Origin of the sequence: Salipiger marinus, assembly GCF_900100085.1 — a bacterium.
GTDB classification, from domain to species: Bacteria; Pseudomonadota; Alphaproteobacteria; order Rhodobacterales; family Rhodobacteraceae; genus Salipiger; species Salipiger marinus.
In genome coordinates this window covers 1-19,735 of record NZ_FNEJ01000025.1, presented here as the reverse complement: position 1 = coordinate 19,735, position 19,735 = coordinate 1, and the positions used below count along the sequence as shown (strand labels likewise).

Here is a 19,735-nt window from a genome sequence, read left to right as displayed (position 1 = left end):
CCTTGAAAGGGTCAGTGCGAGACGGCGCGGACGCTGTCCGGTCGCGACACGGGATAAAGACGGGCGCGCGCTTCGGCCCGGCGGGCCAGCATGGCGCGGGTGACAAGCGTGGTGCCCCCGGGGGTGCGGCGGAACCAGCGCTGATCCTCTTCGGCATCTTCGCCGATAACGGTGCCGTCGGGAAGACAGGCGCCACGGCCAAGGATCACGCGGTGCAGGCGGCAGCCGCGCCCTGCCTGCGCGCCGGGCAGCGCGACGGACCCGGTATCGTCATGCGCCCAGGAACTGGCCAGCGCGGGGCGGCGCATGGTGGGCGCGGTCAGATTCGGCAGGCGCATCGGCGGGCGCTGGAAGAAATCCAGCTGGCATTGGCGGTAGGCGTCAAGCGTGCCGACATCGCGCCAGTAGCCGGGGGTGCCATCGGCATGGGCGGGCAGGGTGTGGACCTGCAGCAGGCCTTCGGCCATCGCCTTGGGCAGCAGGTCATGGCCGAAATCATGGCTGGATCCGGCGCGCATGGCATCCGCGATCAGGGCTGCGCGCAGCCATTTCCAGTCAAAGACATAGATGCCCATGGAGGCAAGCGCGCGCTGCGGATCGCCGGGCATGGCGGGCGGGTTCTGCGGCTTTTCGACAAAGGCGGTGACGCGGCCCGAGGCTTCGGCGGCCAGCACGCCGAAGGCGCGCGCCTCGGCCCGGGGCACGGGGGTGACGGCCACGGTGGCGGCGGCGCCGGTCTGGCGGTGGGTGACCAGCAATGCGCCAAGGTCGATGTCGGTGACATGGTCGCCCGCCAGCACCATCAGTTCGCGCGGGGCCTGCAGGTCGATGATGTCGATGCAGGCGGTGACGGCGGCGGCGGTGCCGACAAAGCCGGGGGCGGGCAGGTTGCGCCCGTCCCGCACGGCGATGCCCCGGCGGAACTGCGGCGCCCATGTGCTGCCCAGATGGGCGTGCAGCGTATCGGGTTCGTATTGCGTGGCGGCAATCAGGCCGGTGAAGCCCGCATCCCGCGTGGCGGCCAGAATAAAGTCGACGATCCGGCATTGTCCGGCGAAGGGGATCGCGGGTTTGCACTCGCTGTCGGTCAGTTCATACAGCCGCGAGCCACGGCCTCCGGCGAGAAGGAAGGGCAGGCAGGCTTTGGTGTCGACGGTTTCTAGTGTCATCAGTGCATTTCCCCGCAGGCACGGGACCGACGGATCCCATGGCCACCGCGCAAGGCGCGGCGCTGTCAGTTTGTTAGGAACTTGTCGCGGCGGGAGGCCCACCGCACGAAACCTAAACAGGACAGCCTGCCATTGGTTCCCGGGAGGGCGGCGCAATTGTGACTCTGCGGAAATCAGATGTCACAGGACATACGCAGCGGCCAGTCCGCGCCCCCCGGCAGCAGGTCATGACCGGGCAGCACAGGGCCGGGGCCGCCGCCTTCGGGGTGGAAGCGCAGGGTCAGATGCCGCGCCCCGTCCCGCCGCGACAGTTCCAGCAGCCCGCCGTCCTGCGCGCTGAGCCGCACCTCGGCCGCGTCGAAGAAATCGGGGTGTTCGGCGCGCAGCTGCACCAGCCTGCGGGTCAGCCGGGCCTTCTGCCCTGCGAGGCCGGGGGCGGAGGGGGCATCGGCGAGGGCGGCAAAATCCACCGGCTGCCGGTTGTCGGGATCGGTCAGCGCGTAGCTGGGCAGTTCGGTGCCCTGATAGATGTCGGGCACGCCGGGCATCACCATCTTCAGCGCGAGCTGGATCAGCGACAGCGGGCCCGCGCGGGCGATCAGCCGGGCGGCGGGGTCGGGCAGATCGGCCTGCCAGCGGGCCACCAGCGCGCGGGCGGCCTCCAGCACCACGGCTTCGGCCTCCTCGTCGGGATGCTGCCATGTGGTGATGACCTTGCCCTCGCGCAGCGCCTTGATCATGTGATCGGCGAGACGGTCGGCCAGATCGTCGCGTCCGTCTTCCCAGATCGCCAGTGCCGATTGCAGCAGATACCAGCCATCGTTGCGGCGCATCTCCTCGGGGAAATGCGGCTCCGTTTCGGCCCAGAGGGCGGCAAAATCCTGCGGCGCCTGTGCGGCGGCCAGAAGCCGGGTCCGCGCATCCTCTGACCGTTTGGTGTCATGCGAGGAGGTCAGGGTCAGCGCATGCGGCCAGCGCGCCTGCCGGTCGGCCAGCCAGTCCGACATGGCCTCGGGGGTCAGCGTGGCATGGTCGGGTTCCGCCCCCACCTCGTTGGTGGCCAGACAACGGTTGTAGCGGAAGAACGCGGTGTCTTCCTGACTTTTGGCCACCAGCGCGCCGGTGACCTGATGGAAGCGACGGGCGAAATCCTGCGCCTCCGGCGTGTCGGGATCACAAAGCGCCTCTCCGAGCAGATGCACGGTGCCGGGGTCGCGCGGGGTTTCCGCCGCTTGGGCGATGACCTGATCCAGCAGGCGGCGGTCGCCCGCCACGCCAGAGCTGTCATCGACCTTGTAGGCGCGGTAGCGGGGGAAGGTGCGCAGCAGCGCCAGCACCGCCTCGCGCAGCGATTCCGGGCCGGGGGCGGCGCGGCGGGTGGCGGCATAGGCCTGCGCCAGCGCGATCATCTGGTGCAGTTCGGCGGCGAGTTCGTTGACCACCACCTCGTCCTTGGCCTCGGCCACGGTGGCGGCAAAATCGCCCTGAAAGCCGGTGGCGTCGCGCCATGTGCCATCCAGCCGCGCCAGACCTTCGGCGGGGGTCAGCAGGCGCAGGATCTGGCGCGCCGCCTCGTATCCGGTGGTGCCCTGCACCGGCCAGCAGACCGGCAGCGGTTCGGATCCGGTGAGGATCTTTTCCACCCAGACCGGCACATCGGGGCCGACCGCCTGCCGCAGCCGGTGCAGATAGGCGACCGGATCGGCGAGCCCGTCGATATGGTCGATGCGCAGGCCCTGCACCAGCCCTTCGGAGACCAGCCGCAGGATCAGTTCATGCGTGTCGTGGAAGACGTCTTCTTCCTCGACCCGCATGCCGATCAGGCTGGTGACGTTGAAGAAGCGGCGGTGGGTCACGCTGTCGCGTTCGGTCTGCCAGTGGCGCAGCTGCCAGACCTGCGTGTCATGCAGCGCGCGCAGCGCGTCCGGCCCGGGATCCGAGGGCAGCCCGCCGGGCGCCAGCGGCACCGACAGCGACGCACCGCCGCCCAGATCGGCGCGGAACACCGGCTGTCCGTCCTCTTCGGCAAGCGAGAAGGCGCCGCGATCCAGCATGTCCTCGAACGGGTCGGGCAGGAAGGGCAGGGCAAGGCGGCGGGACCAGTCGATGTCAAAATGCCGGGCATAGGCCGAGTCCTGACCGTGGCGCAGCAGGTCGCGCAGCCACGGGTTTTCCAGCGAAAACGCGGTGTGGTTGGGCACGATGTCCAGAATGATGCCCAGACCTTCGGCGGCGGCAGAGGCGGCGAGCCGCGAAAATCCTTCCATCCCGCCAAGCGCGGGGTCGATCTGGCTGGGATCGGTCACGTCATAGCCATGGGTCGATCCGGCGGTGGCGGTGAAGATCGGCGAGAGATAGAGGTGCGAGATGCCAAGCTCCGCCAGATAGGGCAGATGCGGGATCAGCCCGTCAAAATCCGTGCCGCAGCGCAGCTGCACGCGGTAGGTGGTGCTGAGCGGGCGCATGGTTCCGGCGGCCACGGCATCGGTGCGCAGGGCCTCGGCGGAGAGGCCGGCATCAAGGCTGGTCATGTGTCGATCCTTACGGCAAGGGCATAGGCGTCCCGTTCGGGATCGCCAAGGGTGAGGTCGGCCTCGGGCAGGGGCTGCGGAAAGGGCGCGGCTTCGGCTGTGGCGCCTTTCGGGGTCAGGCGCAGGCCGATGCGCAGCGTGCCCGCGTCGAACCGCCATGCGGCGCTGAGGGCGTGGCCGTCCCGCGTCACCTCCGGCGCGGCGACAAGGCCGGATTTCAGCAGCGGCACGATGCGGTCCCTGCGCAGGCGCAGCGCCTGCTCGGTGAGTGTGGCAAAGCGGTCCTCGCGCGCCGGATCCTGACCGAAGGGGTAGCACTGCGCGAGGATGTCGGGATCGTTGGGATCGGGGATGTCATCCTTGGGGATGCCGATTTCGGACAGTTCGCGTTCCCGCCCCTCGCGCGTGGCGCGGGCCAGATCGCCGGTGAAATCGCAGAAGAACTGGAAGGGCGCGGTGGATCCGGTTTCCTCGCCCATGAACAGCATGGGGATCTGCGGCAGGCAGAGCAGCAGCGCATGGATCACCGGCAGCGCTTCGGCGGGGGCGAGCGTGCTCAGCCGGTCGCCAAGCGCGCGGTTGCCGATCTGGTCATGGGTCTGGTTGGAATTGACGAAGGCGGTGGGGGGCAGGTGCCGGGCCGGGGCGCCGCGCGGCGGACGCGAGCCGGGGCGGGGCTGGCCCTCGTCGATCTGCCCGTGCCGCATGGCATGGGCCAGATCGCCCAAGGGATCAGCGGCGAAGGGTTCGTAATAGCCCTGCGATTCCCCGGTCAGCGCGCAGTGGATCGCGTGATGCCAGTCGTCGTTCCATTCGGCGTCATATCCCGCCTCGCGCAGGTCGGGCAGGTTGCGTTCATCCTCGGTCACCAGATGCACCGGTCGGTCAAGGCCGCGCAGCTGTTCGGCCAGTTCGCGCAGGAACTGCCGCCCCCCCATGCCCGCGATCTGGTGGACCGCATCCAGCCGCAGCCCGTCGAAGCCGTAATCGCTAAGCCAGCCCTGCGCGCTGTCCAGAAAGAACCGCCGCACCTGCGGCTTGTGGAAATCGATGGCGGCGCCCCAAGGGGTATGGCGGGCCTCGTCGAAAAACTCGGGGCAATAGCCGTGCAGGTAATTTCCCGAAGGCCCGAAATGGTTCATCACCAGATCAAGCAGCACCATGATGCCGTGATCATGGGCTGCGGCGATGAGGCGGCGCAGATCCTCGGGTGGGCCATAGGCGGGATGCGGCGCGCGGATCAGCACGCCGTCATAGCCCCAGCCGCGATTGCCCTCGAACTGCGACAGCGGCATCAGCTCGATCGCGGTGATCCCCAGTTTCGCCAGACGCGGCAGGTCGCGGGCGGCGGCGGCATAGGTGCCGTCGCGGGTGAAGCTGCCGACATGCAGTTCGTAGATCACCGCCTCGTCCCATGGCCTGCCGGACCATGCGGGGTGCGGGGTCATCAGGTCGGGCAGGCGGGAGGGGCCGTGCACGTCGCCCGCCTGCAGCCGGGTGGCGGGATCGGGGCGCAGCGTGCCGTCCAGCACGAAGCCGTAGTCCATGCCCGGCTCTGCGGGGCATTCGGCCAGCGCCCAGCCGTCCACCCGGGTCATGGGGTGGGTTCGCCCGTCCAGATGCAGCGCGATGTCGGAGACGGTGGGAGCCCAGATCCCGAAATGCCAGAGGCCTGCGCGGGTGGGGATGGCGCCCCAGCGGGGATGGGCCGGGGTCGCGGTCTGGGTCTGGGGCACGTCTGTCCTCCGTCCGGGATGTCAGAGCCAACGCGGTGGACCCGCGCGGGGTTCCGTCTGACGCAGCCGTGAATGAAGGGTGCTTGTTCCGCCCAAATCGTGAACGTAGGATGAACTTTATGGTACAGCGCACACTGACGGAAAAATTGGCGATTCTGGCGGATGCCGCAAAATACGATGCCTCCTGCGCGTCGTCGGGCGGCGAAAAGCGCGGGTCGCGCGATGGCTCGGGGCTGGGATCCTCGGGGGGCAGCGGCATCTGTCATGCCTATGCGCCGGACGGGCGCTGCATCAGCCTGCTGAAGATCCTGATGACCAATTTCTGCATCTATGACTGCGCCTATTGCGTGAACCGGGTGTCGAGCCGGGTGGAGCGGGCGCGGTTTTCGGTGGAGGAGGTGGTCAAGCTGACCATCGAATTCTACCGCCGCAACTATATCGAAGGGCTGTTCCTGTCCTCCGGCATCATCCGGTCGCCCGATGACACGATGACGGAGATGGTGCGCATCGCCCGCACCCTGCGCCAGCGCGAGAATTTCCGGGGCTACATCCATCTGAAGACCATCCCCGATGCCGCCCCCGAACTGATCGAGGAGGCGGGGCTATGGGCCGACCGTCTGTCGATCAATGTGGAGCTGCCCACCGAACAGGCGCTGTCGCAGTTCGCGCCGGAAAAATCGGCGCAGCGCATCCGCGCCGCCATGGGCGACGTGCGGCAGCGGCGCGAGGCCGGGCGGGAGGCGAGCTTTCGCGGCAAGCGCCCGCCGCGCTTTGCCCCCGCCGGTCAGTCGACGCAGATGATCGTGGGCGCGGATGCGGCGAAGGACGCACAGATCCTGCAGTCGGCCAGCACGCTTTATGCTTCTTACAAGCTGGGGCGGGTCTATTATTCGGCGTTTTCGCCCATTCCCGACGCGTCAAAGGCGCTGCCGCTGATCAAGCCGCCGCTGATGCGGGAACATCGGCTTTATCAGGCGGACTGGCTGATGCGGTTTTACGGCTTTCAGGCCGCCGAGATCGCGCCGCCTTCGGGGATGCTGGATCTGGAGGTGGATCCCAAACTGGCCTGGGCGCTGGCGCATCGCGACCAGTTCCCGGTGGAGGTGAACCGCGCCAGCCGCGAGATGCTGCTGCGGGTGCCGGGATTTGGCACGCGGTCGGTGGACCGGATGCTGGCGGCGCGGCGGCACCGGACGCTGCGCTATGAGGATCTGCTGCCCTTGGGCTGCGTGCTGAAACATGCGCGCCCCTTCATCAGCCTGCCGGGCTGGAGCCCGCGCGGTATGCTTGACGATGCCGGTCTGCGCGCGCGCTTTGCGCCGCCCCCCAAACAGCTGAGCCTGTTCTGATGCGGATCTGCCTGCCGGTGCTGGGCAGTGTCGCGGCGTGGCGGCAGGAGGCGCGCAGGCTGGCCCGCGCGGGCATTCCGTCCGAGGCGGTGCTGTGGCAGGTGGGGGAGGACGCGGCGGATCTGTTTGCCGCAGAGGAGGCGCCGCGCGGGCCCGCCACCGATCTGCGCCTGCCGCGCGCCGCCATCGCCAGCATGGAAACCGCCCTGCATCATTCCGACCCCGAACGCTTTGCCCGCGCCTATGATCTGGTGCTGCGGCTGTCGCAGGGGCGGCTGCGCTGGGGCGACCGGTCTGACCGCGCCATGGCCAAGCTGCTGGCGCAGGAAAAGGCGGTGCGGCGCGACATTCACAAGATGCACGCCTTTGTCCGCTTTCGCGAGGTGACGCCCGAAGGGGCAAATCGCCGCGCCTTTGCCGCGTGGTTCGAGCCGGAGCATCCCATCACCGAAGCCGCCGTGCCGTTTTTTGCCAAGCGTTTTGGCGATATGGACTGGGTGATCGCCACGCCGCTGCATACCGCGCGCTTCGTGAATGGCGTGCTGGAGGTGGAGGAGACTCGCGATCCCGCGCCCTTGCCCGAGGATGCCGGCGAAGAGCTGTGGCGCACCTATTATGCGCATATCTTCAACCCGGCGCGGCTGATGGTCAGCGCCATGACCTCGGAAATGCCGCGCAAATACTGGAAGAACCTGCCCGAGGCGCGGCTGATCCCCGAGCTGATCCGCACCGCCCCGGCGCGGGCCGAAGAGATGCGGGCGAAGCTGCCGACCCTGCCGCCGCCGCGCGTGCAGGCGGTGCAGGCGCGGCTGCCGGATCACAGCCTGCCGCAGGATGTGACGCCCGCCAGTTTCAAGGCGCATCTGGATGCCTGCACGCGCTGTCCGCTTGGCGGCTGCGCCACGCAGGGTGTCGCGGGCGAAGGGCCGCGCCCTGCCGCGCTGATGGTGGTGGGTGAACAGCCGGGCGATGCCGAGGATCTGGCGGGCCGTCCCTTTGTGGGACCGGCGGGGCAGATGTTCGACGCCTGCGCGGCAGAGGCGGGGCTGGACCGGGGCCGCGCCTATGTCACCAATGCCGTCAAGCATTTCAAGTTCGCGCCACGCGGCAAGCGGCGGCTGCACCAGCGCCCCGGCGCGGGCGAGGTGATGGCCTGCAAATGGTGGCTGGGGCTGGAACGCTCTTGGGTGCAGCCCAGACTGACGCTGGCCATGGGCGCCACGGCGGCGCTGGCGCTGACCGGCTCAGGCGAGCGGCTGCTGCAGCGGCGCGGCACGGTGGAACGGGCGGAGGATGGCGGCGCCGTGCTGCTGACCCTGCACCCGTCCTATCTGCTGCGGCTGCCCGATGAGGCTGCCGCCGCGCGGGCAAGGGCGGAGTTCACCGCCGATCTTGCCCGCGCCGCGGATTTTCTGGATCAGGCCCATTCACCCTGACGGAAGACCGGCACGCGGGTTCCGTCGGCGGTGAGGCCGTCGATATCCGTCTCGGCCCCGCCGATCATCCAGTCCACATGGATCATCGAACTGTTGCCGCCCTGCTGCGCGATCTGTTCGGGGGTAAGGTCGGCGCCATCGAGGAAGCATTTGGAATAGCACTGCCCCAGCGCGATGTGGCAGGCGGCGTTTTCGTCAAAAAGCGTGTTGTAGAACAGCAGCCCCGACTGCGAGATCGGCGAGCTGTGCGGCACCAGCGCCACCTCGCCCAGACGGGCGGCGCCGTCATCGGTGGCAAGGAGTTCGCGCAGCACGTCTTCGCCCTTGGTCGCCTTGGCCTCGACGATGCGGCCCGCCTCGAACCGCACCTCGATGCCGTCGATCAGGCTGCCCTGATGCGACAGCGGCTTGGTCGACCGCACCGTGCCCTCGACGCGCTGCGCATGGGGGGTGGTGAACACCTCTTCGGTGGGGATGTTGGGATTGCAGGTTACGCCGTTCTGCGCGGTGCTGGCGCCGCCATGCCATTCGTGATCGTCAGCCAGCCCCACGGTCAGGTCGGTGCCGGGGCTGCGGAAATGCAGTGCTGCGAAGCGCTGGCCGTTGAGCCAGTCGGTGCGGGTGCGCAGCGTGGCGTTGTGATCGGCCCATGCCGCGACCGGATCGGCGCCGCTGACGCGGGAGGCGGCAAAGATCGCCTCGGCCAGCTTCGCCTGCGCCTGATCCAGCGGCAGGTCGGGGAACATGCGGGCGGCCCATGCCTCGCCGGGCCATGCGCAGATCGACCAGTTGATGTCGAAATTGGTGATCTTTTCCATGGCGGGCTTGTAGGCGCGGGAATTGGCCTTGCCCGCGCGCGACACTTTCGACGGATCAGCCTCGGCCAGCAGCATCGGATCCTCGCCCACGATGGCCATGCGGGCGGCGCCGCGGCCAAAGGCCTCGGCCATGCCGGAATAGAGCCAGTCCGGCGCCACCTCGAAGCTGTTGTCGGGGGCGTGGCGGTAGCGGGCCAGCGCCACCTCGGGATCGGCGATCAGCGGCGTGACCAGCGAGGCCCCGGCGCGATAGGCGGCGCGGCTGACGGCGCGGACCAGCGGCAGGGCCGAGACGGGGGCGGTCAGCACCAGTTCCTGTCCGGGCTGCAGGTTGACCCCGGTGCGCACCGCCACCTCGGCAAGGCGGTCGATCAGATCGGGGTCGATGGGGCTGCGGGTCATGCGGGGTCTCCTGCCTTCTGTGATGCCGGAAAGCTGGGGCAGGGGGCCGCGACAGTCAAGCAGGGGCGGGTTCCATCACATTCGCGGCACGGCGCCAAATTATTCGAGAGCAAACAGATTGAGTCGGTAATCTTGTGGGTGTATCCCTCCGCGCCATGTTGCGCACCCTGTGGAAAAAATATATCGGACTGCTCTTCTCGCGCCCGCCGCAATGTCAGGTGGCCGCGCTATGTTACCGTCATGCCGGATCCGGTCTGCAGATCCTTGTCGTCACCTCGCGCGAGACGCGGCGCTGGGTGCTGCCGAAGGGCTGGCCGAAGGCGGGACTGGATGCGGCTGGCGCCGCGCTGGAAGAGGCGTGGGAAGAGGCGGGGGTGACGCCCGTCAGCCCGCGCGGGCACAAGATCGGCTGCTACCGCTATGCCAAACGGCTGGACGGAGGGCTGCCGCTGGACACGGATGTGCATGTCTTCGCCTTCGAGGTGGCGGGGCTGCAGGACAGCTACCCCGAGGTGGGGCAGCGTGAACGACGCTGGATGAGCCCTGACGAGGCGGCGGCGGCGGTGGACGAGCCGGATCTGCAGGATCTGCTGCGCCGGGCCTCCGTCCTTGTGCGGGATCTTCCGGCGGCCTGAGCGCCGCCTTGCGCGAAAGGAACAGGCGCGGCATGCAGCGCGGCGGAACGCATCACTGGAAAACGCTGGACCGTGATCTGGGCCGCCTGTCGCGGCTGGAGGCGGCCTCGCTTTATGCCGCGCGTCCGCTGGTGGGCGTGGGGCTGGCGCTGGTCTTCGTGATCGTGGCGGCGCTGATGGCGGGGCTGACCAGCGGCACCGAACCGGGCGGGCTGGTCATCATCCTTGCGGCGGCGGTCGGCGCCTACATGGCGCTGAACATCGGCGCCAATGACGTGGCCAACAACATGGGCCCCGCCGTGGGGGCACGGGCGCTGTCCATGGCGGGGGCCATCGCGCTGGCCGCGATCTGCGAAACCGCAGGCGCGCTGCTGGCGGGCGGCGAGGTGGTCACCACGATTTCCGAAGGCATCCTGTCGCCTGCGGCGCTGACCTCGCGCGGAACCTTCATTCAGGCGATGCTGGCGGCGAGCCTGTCGGCGGCGGTCTGGGTCAACATCGCCACATGGATCGGCGCGCCGGTGTCGACCACCCATGCGGTGGTGGGCGGCGTGCTGGGGGCCGGGATCGTGGCGGCGGGGGTCGGATCGGTGAGCTGGCCGATGATCGGCGCCATCATGGCAAGCTGGGTGATCTCGCCGTTGATGGGCGGGGTCTTTGCGGCGGCGGTGTTGGCCTTCATCAAGTGGCGGATCATGTATGTGCCCGACCGGATCGCCGCGGCGCGGGTCTGGGTGCCGGTGCTGATCGGGCTGATGGCGGCAGCCTTTGCCGCCTATCTGGCGCTGAAGGGGCTGAGCCGGGTCGCCGCCGTGACCCTGCCGCAGGCGCTGGGGCTGGGTGCGCTGGTCGGGCTGGCGGTGGGGGCGCTGTCGGTGCCGCTGGTGCGCAGGCAGGCGCGCGGGCTCGACAACCGCAATGGCGCGCTGAAGGTGCTGTTCCGGCTGCCGCTGGTGATTTCGGCGGGGCTGCTGTCTTTTGCCCATGGCGCCAATGACGTGGCCAATGCGGTGGGGCCGCTTGCCGCCATCGTGCGCGCGCTGCAGGGCGGCATCGTCGACGAGGCCGTGGTGCTGCCGGTCTGGGTCATGCTGATCGGGGCGGTCGGCATTTCCTGCGGGCTGATCCTGTTCGGGCCGAAGCTGATCGCCATGGTCGGCAACCAGATCACCAAGCTGAACCCGATGCGCGCCTATTGCGTGGCGCTGTCGGCGGCGGTCACGGTCATCGCCGCCTCGGCGCTGGGTCTGCCGGTCAGTTCCACCCATATCGCGGTGGGGGGCGTGTTCGGCGTGGGTTTCTTCCGCGAATGGCATGCGGAACGCCGCGCCACCCGCGCCACCCGCACCCGCACCCCCGCCAAACGCATCGCGCGGGAGGAGCGCCAGCGGCGCAAGCTGGTGCGGCGGTCGCATTTCCTGACCATCCTCGCCGCGTGGCTGGTGACGGTGCCCGCAGCGGCGGCGCTGTCGGCGCTTTGTTTTCTTGCGATCTCGGGTCTTTTCAGCTAAGCGCAAACCAGCCCTTTACGTGGGCTGCGCAGGTGTATATGCCCCGGGTTTCCGCGGTGTGCGCCGAAAGGCCGCTGCGCGCTCCCTTCTCTCTTGTCGGACGTTCCCTTGAAAAAAACCCTTGCCTCCGCGCTGGCCGCCAAAGGCTACACAACCCTGACCCCCGTGCAGGAGGCCGTGACCGAGCCTGGCCGCGAAGGTGCTGACCTGCTGGTATCCGCGCAGACCGGATCGGGCAAGACCGTGGGCTTTGGCCTTGCCATCGCACCGAAACTGCTGGGCGAAGAGGACCGCTTCGGTCCCGCCGCCGCACCGCTGGCGCTGGTCATCGCCCCCACCCGTGAACTTGCGCTGCAGGTGACGCGCGAACTCAGCTGGCTTTACGCCGAAGCGGGGGCCGTCATGGCGTCCTGCGTGGGCGGCATGGATGCCCGCAACGAACGCCGCGCGCTGGACCGTGGCGCGCATATCCTTGTGGCGACGCCGGGCCGCCTGTGCGACCACCTGCGCCGCGGCAACGTGGATCTGTCCTCGCTGCGCGCGGTCGTGCTGGACGAGGCCGACGAGATGCTGGATCTGGGCTTCCGCGAGGATCTGGAAACCATCCTGCAGGCCTCTGCCCCTGACCGCCAGACGCTGATGTTCTCGGCCACCGTGTCGCCGGAAATCGCGCGGCTTGCCGAACGCTATCAGCGCGAAGCGCAGCGCGTGTCGGTGCAGGGCTCCAGCCGCCAGCATTCCGATATTGATTACCGCGCGGTGCTGGTCGCCGAGCGCGATGAAGAAAACGCCATCACCAACCTGCTGCGCTTTCACGAGGCGCCCAATGCCATCGTCTTCGCCAACACCCGCGCCACCGTGTCGCGGCTGGTGACGCGGCTGTCCAACCGTGGCTTTGCCGTGGTGGGCCTGTCGGGCGAACTGAGCCAGGCGGAGCGGAGCCATGCGCTGCAGGCGATGCGGGACGGTCGGGCGCGGGTCTGCGTGGCCACGGATGTGGCGGCGCGGGGCATCGACCTGCCGAACCTCGATCTGGTGATCCATGCCGAACTGCCGCTGTCCGAAGAGGCGCTGCTGCACCGGTCGGGCCGCACGGGCCGCGCCGGGCGCAAGGGCATTTCGGCGCTGATCGTGTCGCCGCGCGCCCGCAAGAAGGCCGAGCGGATGCTGCGCTTTGCCAAGCTGACCTGCGAATGGGAATCCGCCCCCTCTGCCGATGCCGTTCTGGCGCGGGACGAGGCGCGGCTCTTGGCCGATCCGATCTGGACCGAACCCGCGACCGAGGCCGATCTTGCCAGCGTGCAGCAGATGGTCGAGGCGCATGGCCCCGAGGAACTGGCGCTGGCCATGCTGCGCCTGTGGCGCGGGCAGCGGTCCGCCCCCGAGGAGCTGATGCCGGTCAATGCGGCCCCGGTGGCCGCCAGTGCCGCCCCCGCGCCGTTTGGTGCCAGCCGCTGGTTCACGATTTCCGTGGGCTATCAGGGCAATGCGAACCCGCGCTGGCTGCTGCCGAAGATGTGTCAGGCGGGCGACATCACCCGTGACGAGGTGGGCGCGATCCGCATCACCGACGAGCTGACCTATGTGGAGATTGCGGATTCCGCCGCCGATGGCTTCATGGACACGCTGGGCCCCGATCTGCAGATCGCGCCCGGTCTGGTGATGGAGCCGGTGGACGGTCTGCCCGACGATCTGCGCGGCGCTGCCCGCAAGCCGCGCCCCGGTGGTCCCGGCGGCTTCCGCGCTGGCGGGCCGTCTGCCCCCGGCGCGCAGCGCAAGGGCCCCGGCGCCAAGCCGCGCCGCACGCTTGAAGCCGAGGGTGCGAGCCCCCGGCGCGCGCCCGAAGGCGACGCACCGGCCAAGCCGCGCCGCAGCTTTGAAGATGCCGCCGTGCATTCCCGCCCCAAGCCCAAGGGCCCGCGGGTGGATGGCATGGCGAAACCCGGCACCAAACCTGCGGGCAAGCCCGCCGGTGCCGGCAAACCCAAAGGCAAGTTCGCGCCGAAAGGCGCGGGCAAGCCTGCGCCGAAGCCCCATCGCAAGGGCTGATCCGGCCTTGCGCCGCCGCGGTGTTCCCTCCTGCGGCGGCGCAAGTTCTTTCCTGTCTCAGGTCAGGTAGCGGTTGAACCAGTCGATGGTCCGCTGCCATGCGAGTTCTGCCGCCTCGGCATCGTAGCGCGGGGTGGAATCGTTGTGGAACCCGTGGTTGGCGCCTGCGTAGATATGCGCCTCATAGGTCTTGCCCGCCGCGTCCAGCGCGTCGCGATAGGCAGGCCAGCCCGCGTTCACGCGCTCGTCCAGTTCCCCGAAATGCAGCAGGACCGGCGCCTCGATCTTGGGCACGTCGGCGGCATCGGGCTGGCGCCCGTAGAACGGCACCGCCGCGCCCAGTTCGGGATAGGCCACCGCCGCCGCATTCGACACGCCGCCGCCATAGCAGAAGCCGGTGATGCCGACCTTGCCGGTCACCTCGTCATGCGCCATCAGGAATTCCACGGCGGCGAAAAAGTCGTTCATCAGCTTTTCGGGATCGACCTGCTGCTGCAGGGCGCGGCCCTCTTCGTCATTGCCGGGATAGCCGCCCACCGGGGTCAGCCCGTCGGGCGCCATGGCGATGAAGCCCGCCTTGGCCAGCCTGCGCGCCACGTCGCGGATATAGGGGTTGAGCCCGCGGTTTTCATGCACCACCACCACGCCGGGCGCGGTGCTGCTGCCGGTGGGGCGCACCAGATAGGCGCGCATCTCGCCATGGCCGTTGGGCGAGGGATAGGTGATCCATTCCGCCTTGATGTCGGGATCGTTGAAGCTGACCTGTTCGGCCATGGCGTAATTCGGGCTCATGATGCCCAGCACGGCGGCGGCGGTCAGGCCCCCCAGCGCGAATTTGCCCGCCCGGTCGAGGAATTCGCGTTTGGTGATCATGCCATGGGCGTAGAAATCGTAAAGCTCCAGCAGTTCGGGGCTGAAATCCTTGGCGGTCAGCCTGCGGTCCTGATCGTTCATCGCGTGTCCTCCCTTGGTGGTGATGTCGTCATTCCGCCGGAACTTCGGCGGGGGCTTTTGGCGTGTCGGGGGCGCGGCCAAGGCCTTCGATCAGAACATAGATCACCGGCGTGACAAACAGCGTCAGCACGAAGGCCACGGACAGCCCGCCCGCGATGACCATGCCGATGGCCTGACGGCTTTCCGCGCCCGCCCCGGTGGCCAGCGCCAGCGGCACCGCGCCCAGCACCGTCGCGATGGAGGTCATGGTGACGGGCCGCAGCCGGGTCACGGCGCCTTCCAGCGCCGCCTCGCGCAGCGACATTCCCTCTTCGCGCAGCTGGTTGGAAAACTCGACCATCAGGATGCCGTTCTTGGCCATGAGACCCACCAGCAGCACCAGCCCCACCTGACTGTAGATGTTGACGCTGAGCCCGGTCAGCCAGAGCGTGGCGACGGCGCCGCCCAGCCCCAGAGGCACGGTCAGCATGATGACCAGCGGCGTGCGGAAGCTTTCGAACTGTGCTGCAAGGACAAGGAACACGATGGCCAGCGCCATGCCGAACACCATGGCCATGCTGCCCGACGAGGCGAGGTAATCCGCCGCCTGACCGTCCCATGCCAGCGTGGCGCCGGAGGGCAGGTCCAGCACCGCCGCTTCGACCCGCGCGATGACGGCGGCCAGATCGGCGCCGTCGCGCAGATCGCCCTCCACCTCGACGGAATGCACGCGGTCCTGCCGCCGGATCGCGGGCACGCCCGCCTCGGTCTCGATGTCGGCAAAGGCCGAGAGCGGGATCAGGTCGCCCCGGCTGTTGCGCAAGAGCACCGACAGCAGGTCGGCGGCGGAATCGCGGTCTTCGGGTTCGGCCTGCAGGATCACCGGATACTGCCGCCCCTCGCGGCTGAATTCGCCGACCTGACGCGAGGCGACCAGCGCCTGCAGCGTTTCCGAGACGGTTTCCGCGTCCAGCCCCAGATCCTGCGCGCGCAGCCGGTCGATGTTCAGCGTGGCACCGGGCTGGTTGGCGGCATAATCCACCTCCAGACGGCTCAGATCTGGATCGCCCGCCATGCTGTCGGACAGCTGTTCCGCCCATTGCGCCGCCGTGGCGGCATCGGGACCGCCCAGAAGAAAGTCCAGACTGCCGCGCCCGCCACCGATGCCAAGCCCGCCCGCAGGCCGGATGAAGGTCTGCGCTTCGGTGATGCGCGACAGCGGCGCGCGCAGTTCGGTGATGATGTCCTGCACGCTGCGGTCGCGTTCGCCCCAAGGCGCAAGGCTGACGATCAGGAAAGACCGGCGCAGTTCGCCCCATGTGCCGACGATGGTGGTGACATTGGTGACCACACCTTCCTCGCGCAGCGGGTCAAGCACTGCCTCGACCTTGCGGGTGACGGCATCGGTCTGCGCCAGATTGCTGCCCTGCGGCAGGGTGACGAACATCCGGATGCCGCCACGGTCTTCTTCGGGCGTCACCTCCTGCGGCAGGGTCTGATAGGTGGCAAAGCTGGCGGCCACGGCAAAGGCGGTGAGGGCCAGGACCAGTTCTGGCCCGGCAATGGCGCGGCGCAGCCCGGCGCGGTAGACCCGTTCGGTGGCACCCACCACGCGGGCCACGCCGCGCGTCAGCAGGCTGGGCCTGTCCTCGCGCGGCATCAGCCGGGCGGCCAGCACCGGCGCCAGCGTCAGCGCCACAAAGCCCGACACCGACACGGCCACGGCCAGCACGATGCCGAATTCCGCAAAAAGCTTGCCGATCTCGCCTTCCATGAAGCTGACCGGCAGGAAAACGGCGATCAGCACGGCGGTGGTGGCGATGACGGCGAAGTTCACCTGATTGGCGCCCTGCCGGGCGGCCTCTGCCCGGCTGAGCCCCTGCGCGCGCAGCCGCTGGATGTTTTCGAGCACCACGATGGCGTCATCCACCACCAGACCGATGGCAAGGATCATGGCAAAGAGCGTCAGCGTGTTGATGGAAAAGCCCAAGGCCAGCATCGCCATGGCCGCGCCCAGCACCGAGATGGGGATGGTGGTGACCGGAATGGCCGACAGCCGGGCGGATCCGAGGAACAGGAAGATCACCGCCGTGACCAGCCCCACCGCCTCGAAAAAGACGTGCATCACCTGTTCTAGCGTCGTTTCGATGTAAACGGCCTCGTCCGCGGTGACCTTCAGCACCATGCCTTCGGGCAGGGTGGGGCGGATCCGTTCCAGTTCCGCATGGACGGCGTCGGAAATCGCCACGGTATTGGCCTGCGCCTGCGGCTGGATGCCCAGACCCAGCGCCACCTCGCCATCGGAGCGGAAGATGGAATCGCGGCCCTCGGCGCCTTCGGTGATGCGCGCCACATCGCCAAGCCGCAGCGGGCGGGTGTCATCCTCCAGCACCACCAGCCGCTGGAATTCCGCGACCGAGGTCAGGCGGGTGCGCGCCAGAAGCTGCAGCTGGCGCGAGCTGGTTTCCAGCTCTCCGGCGGGCAGTTCGATGTTGTTGGCATTGAGCGCGGAGGTCACGTCGGCGGGGGTCACGCCATGGGCGGACATGCGCCCGGTGTCGAGCCAGATGCGCATGGCCCGGGCGCGTTCGCCATAGATCTGGGCATTGGCGACGCCGGGCAGGCGCGACAGCCGGTCGACGATGTTGCGGTCGGCGTAATCGGACAGTTCCAGCGGCGTCATGTTCGGCGAGGACAGCGACAGCCGCACCACCGGATCGCCTTCGTCGTCGTTCTTTTCCACGCGCGGCGTGTTGGCGGCATCGGGAAGCTGGTTCACCACCCGGTCGACGGCGGCGCGCACGTCATTGGCGGCGCTGTCGATGTCGCGCGAGGGATCGAAGGTCAGCACGCTGCGCATGCGCCCGCGTTCGCTTTCGGTGGACATGCTGCTGAGCCCGGCAATGCCCGCCAGCGCGCCTTCGATGACGCTGGCCACCTGACTGTCGACCACATCGGGGGCGGCGCCGGTATAGTTGACGCGCACGGTGACTTCGGCGGCATCCACCTGCGGCAGTTCGCGCACGGGCAGGCGGCTGAGCGCCACGGCGCCGATCAGCACGATCAGCAGGTTCAGCACCGTGGCCAGAACCGGACGGCGCAGGGACAGTTCGGGAAGGGTCATGGCGTGGCCACCTGCGCCTGCTGCGGCGCGATCGGATCGACCGAGGCGCCGTCGCTGATCCGGTGCAGATTGCTGGTGATGACCAGCGTTCCCGGCTCCAGATCGCCGGACACCTCGATGCGGCTGCCCATGCTCTGGCCCGCCACCACATCGACGCGCGCGGCGCGCCCGTCGCGCACCACATGGATGTAGCTCTGTTCGCCCGACACGGTCAGCGCGCGTTCGGGCACGGCGGCGGCCCTGCGTTCGCTCAGCACCAGCGTCACCTCGATGAACATGCCCGGTTTCAGCGCCCGGTCGGAATTGTCGACCTCGGCCCGCAGCGCGACAGAGCGGGTGGCCGGATCCACCCGCGTGTCCATCGCGCTGATGCTGCCGGCGAACACCCGGTCCGGCCATGCGGCGGAGATCAGGCTGACGGTCTGGCCCAGCCGGACGCGGCCCATCACCCGTTCCGGCACGCTGAAGGCCACCTCCACCAGCGCCAGATCGTCCAGCGAGGTGACGGGATCGGCGCTGTCCACCAGCTGCCCCTCGGCCAGATCGGTGAAGCCCACCACCCCGTCGAAGGGCGCGCGCAGCACCATGTCGTCAAGTTCGGCGGCGGCCATGTCGCGTTCGGCCTCGGCGCGCAGCAGGGTGGCGCGGGCGGAATCGAAGGCCGCCTCTGACGCGCTGCCAGAGGCCTGCAGCCGCTCCTGCCGGTCAAAGGCGGCCTGCGCCTCGGCCAGCGTCGCCTCTGCCGCTTTCAGCGCCGCCTGTTCCGACGCATCCTCCAGCCGCAGCAGCACGGTGCCCGCCGTCACCTCGTCGCCGGGGGCGAAGGACAGGGTTTCGACCCGCCCCGAGGTGGTGGGCCGCAGTTCGACAGAGCGGCGGGCGCGGGTGGTTCCCACCGCTTCGACGGTTTCGGCAAAATCCAGTTCCTCCACCGGTTCGGTCATCACCCGCAGCGCCTGTGGCGCGCCGGATCCCGGCCCCGCGCCCGGTCCGGGCTCCGGGGCGGCGGCCAGAAAGGATCCGGTCATCTGGAAGCCGAAAAATCCGGCCCCGGCGATCAGGACTATCCCCAGCAGAATCCGGGCGAGGCGCATGACGATGTCCTTACAGTGCGGCGCGCGCGGCAAAAGAGCCCGCGCAGGGGAGGAGGAGCAGGATCAGCCTGCCACCCCGCGCGCCCTGCGGCAATCGACATTTTCGTGTCGCGGCAGAAGCTTAGCGCTTCAGGAAAACCTCAGGTTCGTGGCGTAGGGTCAAAGGTCATCACAGGTGTCTTGGGAATCGCAGTTCCACCCGCAGCCCGCCCAGATCGGGGGCGCGGTCCAGCACCAGCCGCGCGCCGGTGCGCTGCGCGATGGCGGCCACGATGGCAAGCCCCAGACCCGCGCCGCCCGCCCCCGCGCTGCTGCCGCGGTGGAACCGGTCGAAGAGCCGGGGCAGATCCGCAGGGTCGATGCCGGGGCCCGCATCCTCGACCCGCAGCCAGAGGCCGGCGCTGTCCTCTCCGCAGCCGACCCGCACGCTGCCGCCGGGACCGCCGTGATGGATGGCGTTTTCCACCAGATTGGCCACCAGCATTTCCAGATCCTCGGCGGCGATGGCCAGCAGCACGGGCGTGCAGTCCAGTTCCAGCGCGTTGTCATGGCGCAGCGCCAGCGGGAACAGATCGGACAGGATCGCCGCAAGCTGCTGGTCCAGATGCAGCGGCGGCGCGGGGGCGGCGGGGGCGGCATCGGCGCGCGCCAGCCGCAGCAGCTGCTGCGCAAGGCGGCTGGAGCGGTCGACGGCGCGGCGGATCTGATCCAGCGCGCGGCGGGTGTCGGGGGGCAGGCCGTCGCGGTCGATGGTGTCAAGCTGGGCGCGGATCGCGGTCAGCGGCGTGCGCAGTTCGTGGCTGGCATCCGCGACAAAGCGGCGTTCGGCGGCGAGCGCGTGGCGCAGCCGGTCCTGTCGCATTTTCTTCACCATTTCAGCACATGATTATTACGTGATTTCTGGAAGATACCACGATATCGCACACCATTTTTCAGCTAAGGGCTTCA

Annotated in this window: 13 protein-coding genes; 5 read left to right on the top strand and 8 right to left on the bottom strand. The window is 68.8% G+C overall.

The features are described from left to right. Positions 1–11 precede the first annotated feature (11 nt). From BLR51_RS21665 to treZ, 3 genes are all read right to left on the bottom strand, one after another. Complete coding sequence (locus BLR51_RS21665) at positions 12–1,169, bottom strand: sugar phosphate nucleotidyltransferase (protein WP_089850925.1); 1,158 nt, start codon at positions 1,167–1,169, stop codon at positions 12–14. A gap of 173 nt (positions 1,170–1,342) precedes the next feature. After that, positions 1,343–3,700, bottom strand: a complete 2,358-nt coding sequence (treY, locus tag BLR51_RS21660; RefSeq protein WP_089850923.1) for a malto-oligosyltrehalose synthase — start codon at positions 3,698–3,700, stop codon at positions 1,343–1,345. Continuing rightward, positions 3,697–5,436: a malto-oligosyltrehalose trehalohydrolase gene (treZ, locus tag BLR51_RS21655; protein ID WP_089850921.1), complete on the bottom strand. Its 1,740-nt coding sequence runs from the start codon at positions 5,434–5,436 to the stop codon at positions 3,697–3,699. The genes treY and treZ overlap by 4 nt, the downstream gene beginning before the upstream one ends. Positions 5,437–5,555: 119 nt before the next feature. Here treZ and BLR51_RS21650 point away from each other — a divergent pair, with 119 nt between their 5' ends. Beyond that, positions 5,556–6,785 (top strand): putative DNA modification/repair radical SAM protein, encoded by a 1,230-nt coding sequence (locus tag BLR51_RS21650; protein ID WP_089851041.1) that lies wholly within the window; start codon positions 5,556–5,558, stop codon positions 6,783–6,785. Further along, positions 6,782–8,221, top strand: a complete 1,440-nt coding sequence (locus BLR51_RS21645; protein ID WP_089850919.1) for a UdgX family uracil-DNA binding protein — start codon at positions 6,782–6,784, stop codon at positions 8,219–8,221. The genes BLR51_RS21650 and BLR51_RS21645 overlap by 4 nt, the downstream gene beginning before the upstream one ends. Here the strand turns inward: BLR51_RS21645 and BLR51_RS21640 are convergent. Further along, on the bottom strand, positions 8,203–9,441 hold the full coding sequence (locus BLR51_RS21640; RefSeq protein ID WP_089850917.1) for an aminopeptidase: 1,239 nt from the start codon (positions 9,439–9,441) through the stop codon (positions 8,203–8,205). The genes BLR51_RS21645 and BLR51_RS21640 overlap by 19 nt on opposite strands. A gap of 155 nt (positions 9,442–9,596) precedes the next feature. Between BLR51_RS21640 and BLR51_RS21635 the strand changes: the two genes are divergently transcribed. From BLR51_RS21635 to BLR51_RS21625, 3 genes are all read left to right on the top strand, one after another. After that, a complete protein-coding gene (locus tag BLR51_RS21635) occupies positions 9,597–10,076 on the top strand; it encodes an NUDIX hydrolase (protein ID WP_089850915.1) in 480 nt (159 codons plus the stop codon). Positions 10,077–10,108: 32 nt separating this feature from the next. Then, the gene (locus tag BLR51_RS21630) at positions 10,109–11,587 is read left to right on the top strand and encodes an inorganic phosphate transporter (RefSeq protein WP_089850913.1); all 1,479 of its coding nucleotides are present in this window, start codon (positions 10,109–10,111) and stop codon (positions 11,585–11,587) included. 108 nt (positions 11,588–11,695) lie between these two features. Further along, on the top strand, positions 11,696–13,636 hold the full coding sequence (locus BLR51_RS21625) for a DEAD/DEAH box helicase (RefSeq protein WP_089850911.1): 1,941 nt from the start codon (positions 11,696–11,698) through the stop codon (positions 13,634–13,636). Positions 13,637–13,693: 57 nt separating this feature from the next. Here BLR51_RS21625 and yghX read toward each other — a convergent pair whose 3' ends face one another. From yghX to BLR51_RS21605, 4 genes are all read right to left on the bottom strand, one after another. Further along, positions 13,694–14,590: a YghX family hydrolase gene (yghX, locus tag BLR51_RS21620; protein WP_089850909.1), complete on the bottom strand. Its 897-nt coding sequence runs from the start codon at positions 14,588–14,590 to the stop codon at positions 13,694–13,696. 28 nt (positions 14,591–14,618) lie between these two features. After that, the gene (locus BLR51_RS21615; protein ID WP_089850907.1) at positions 14,619–17,693 is read right to left on the bottom strand and encodes an efflux RND transporter permease subunit; all 3,075 of its coding nucleotides are present in this window, start codon (positions 17,691–17,693) and stop codon (positions 14,619–14,621) included. After that, on the bottom strand, positions 17,690–18,787 hold the full coding sequence (locus BLR51_RS21610) for an efflux RND transporter periplasmic adaptor subunit (RefSeq protein WP_089850905.1): 1,098 nt from the start codon (positions 18,785–18,787) through the stop codon (positions 17,690–17,692). The genes BLR51_RS21615 and BLR51_RS21610 overlap by 4 nt, the downstream gene beginning before the upstream one ends. A 169-nt stretch (positions 18,788–18,956) precedes the next feature. Beyond that, the gene (locus BLR51_RS21605; protein ID WP_165616897.1) at positions 18,957–19,649 is read right to left on the bottom strand and encodes a sensor histidine kinase; all 693 of its coding nucleotides are present in this window, start codon (positions 19,647–19,649) and stop codon (positions 18,957–18,959) included. Between the last annotated feature and the right edge of the window lie 86 nt (positions 19,650–19,735).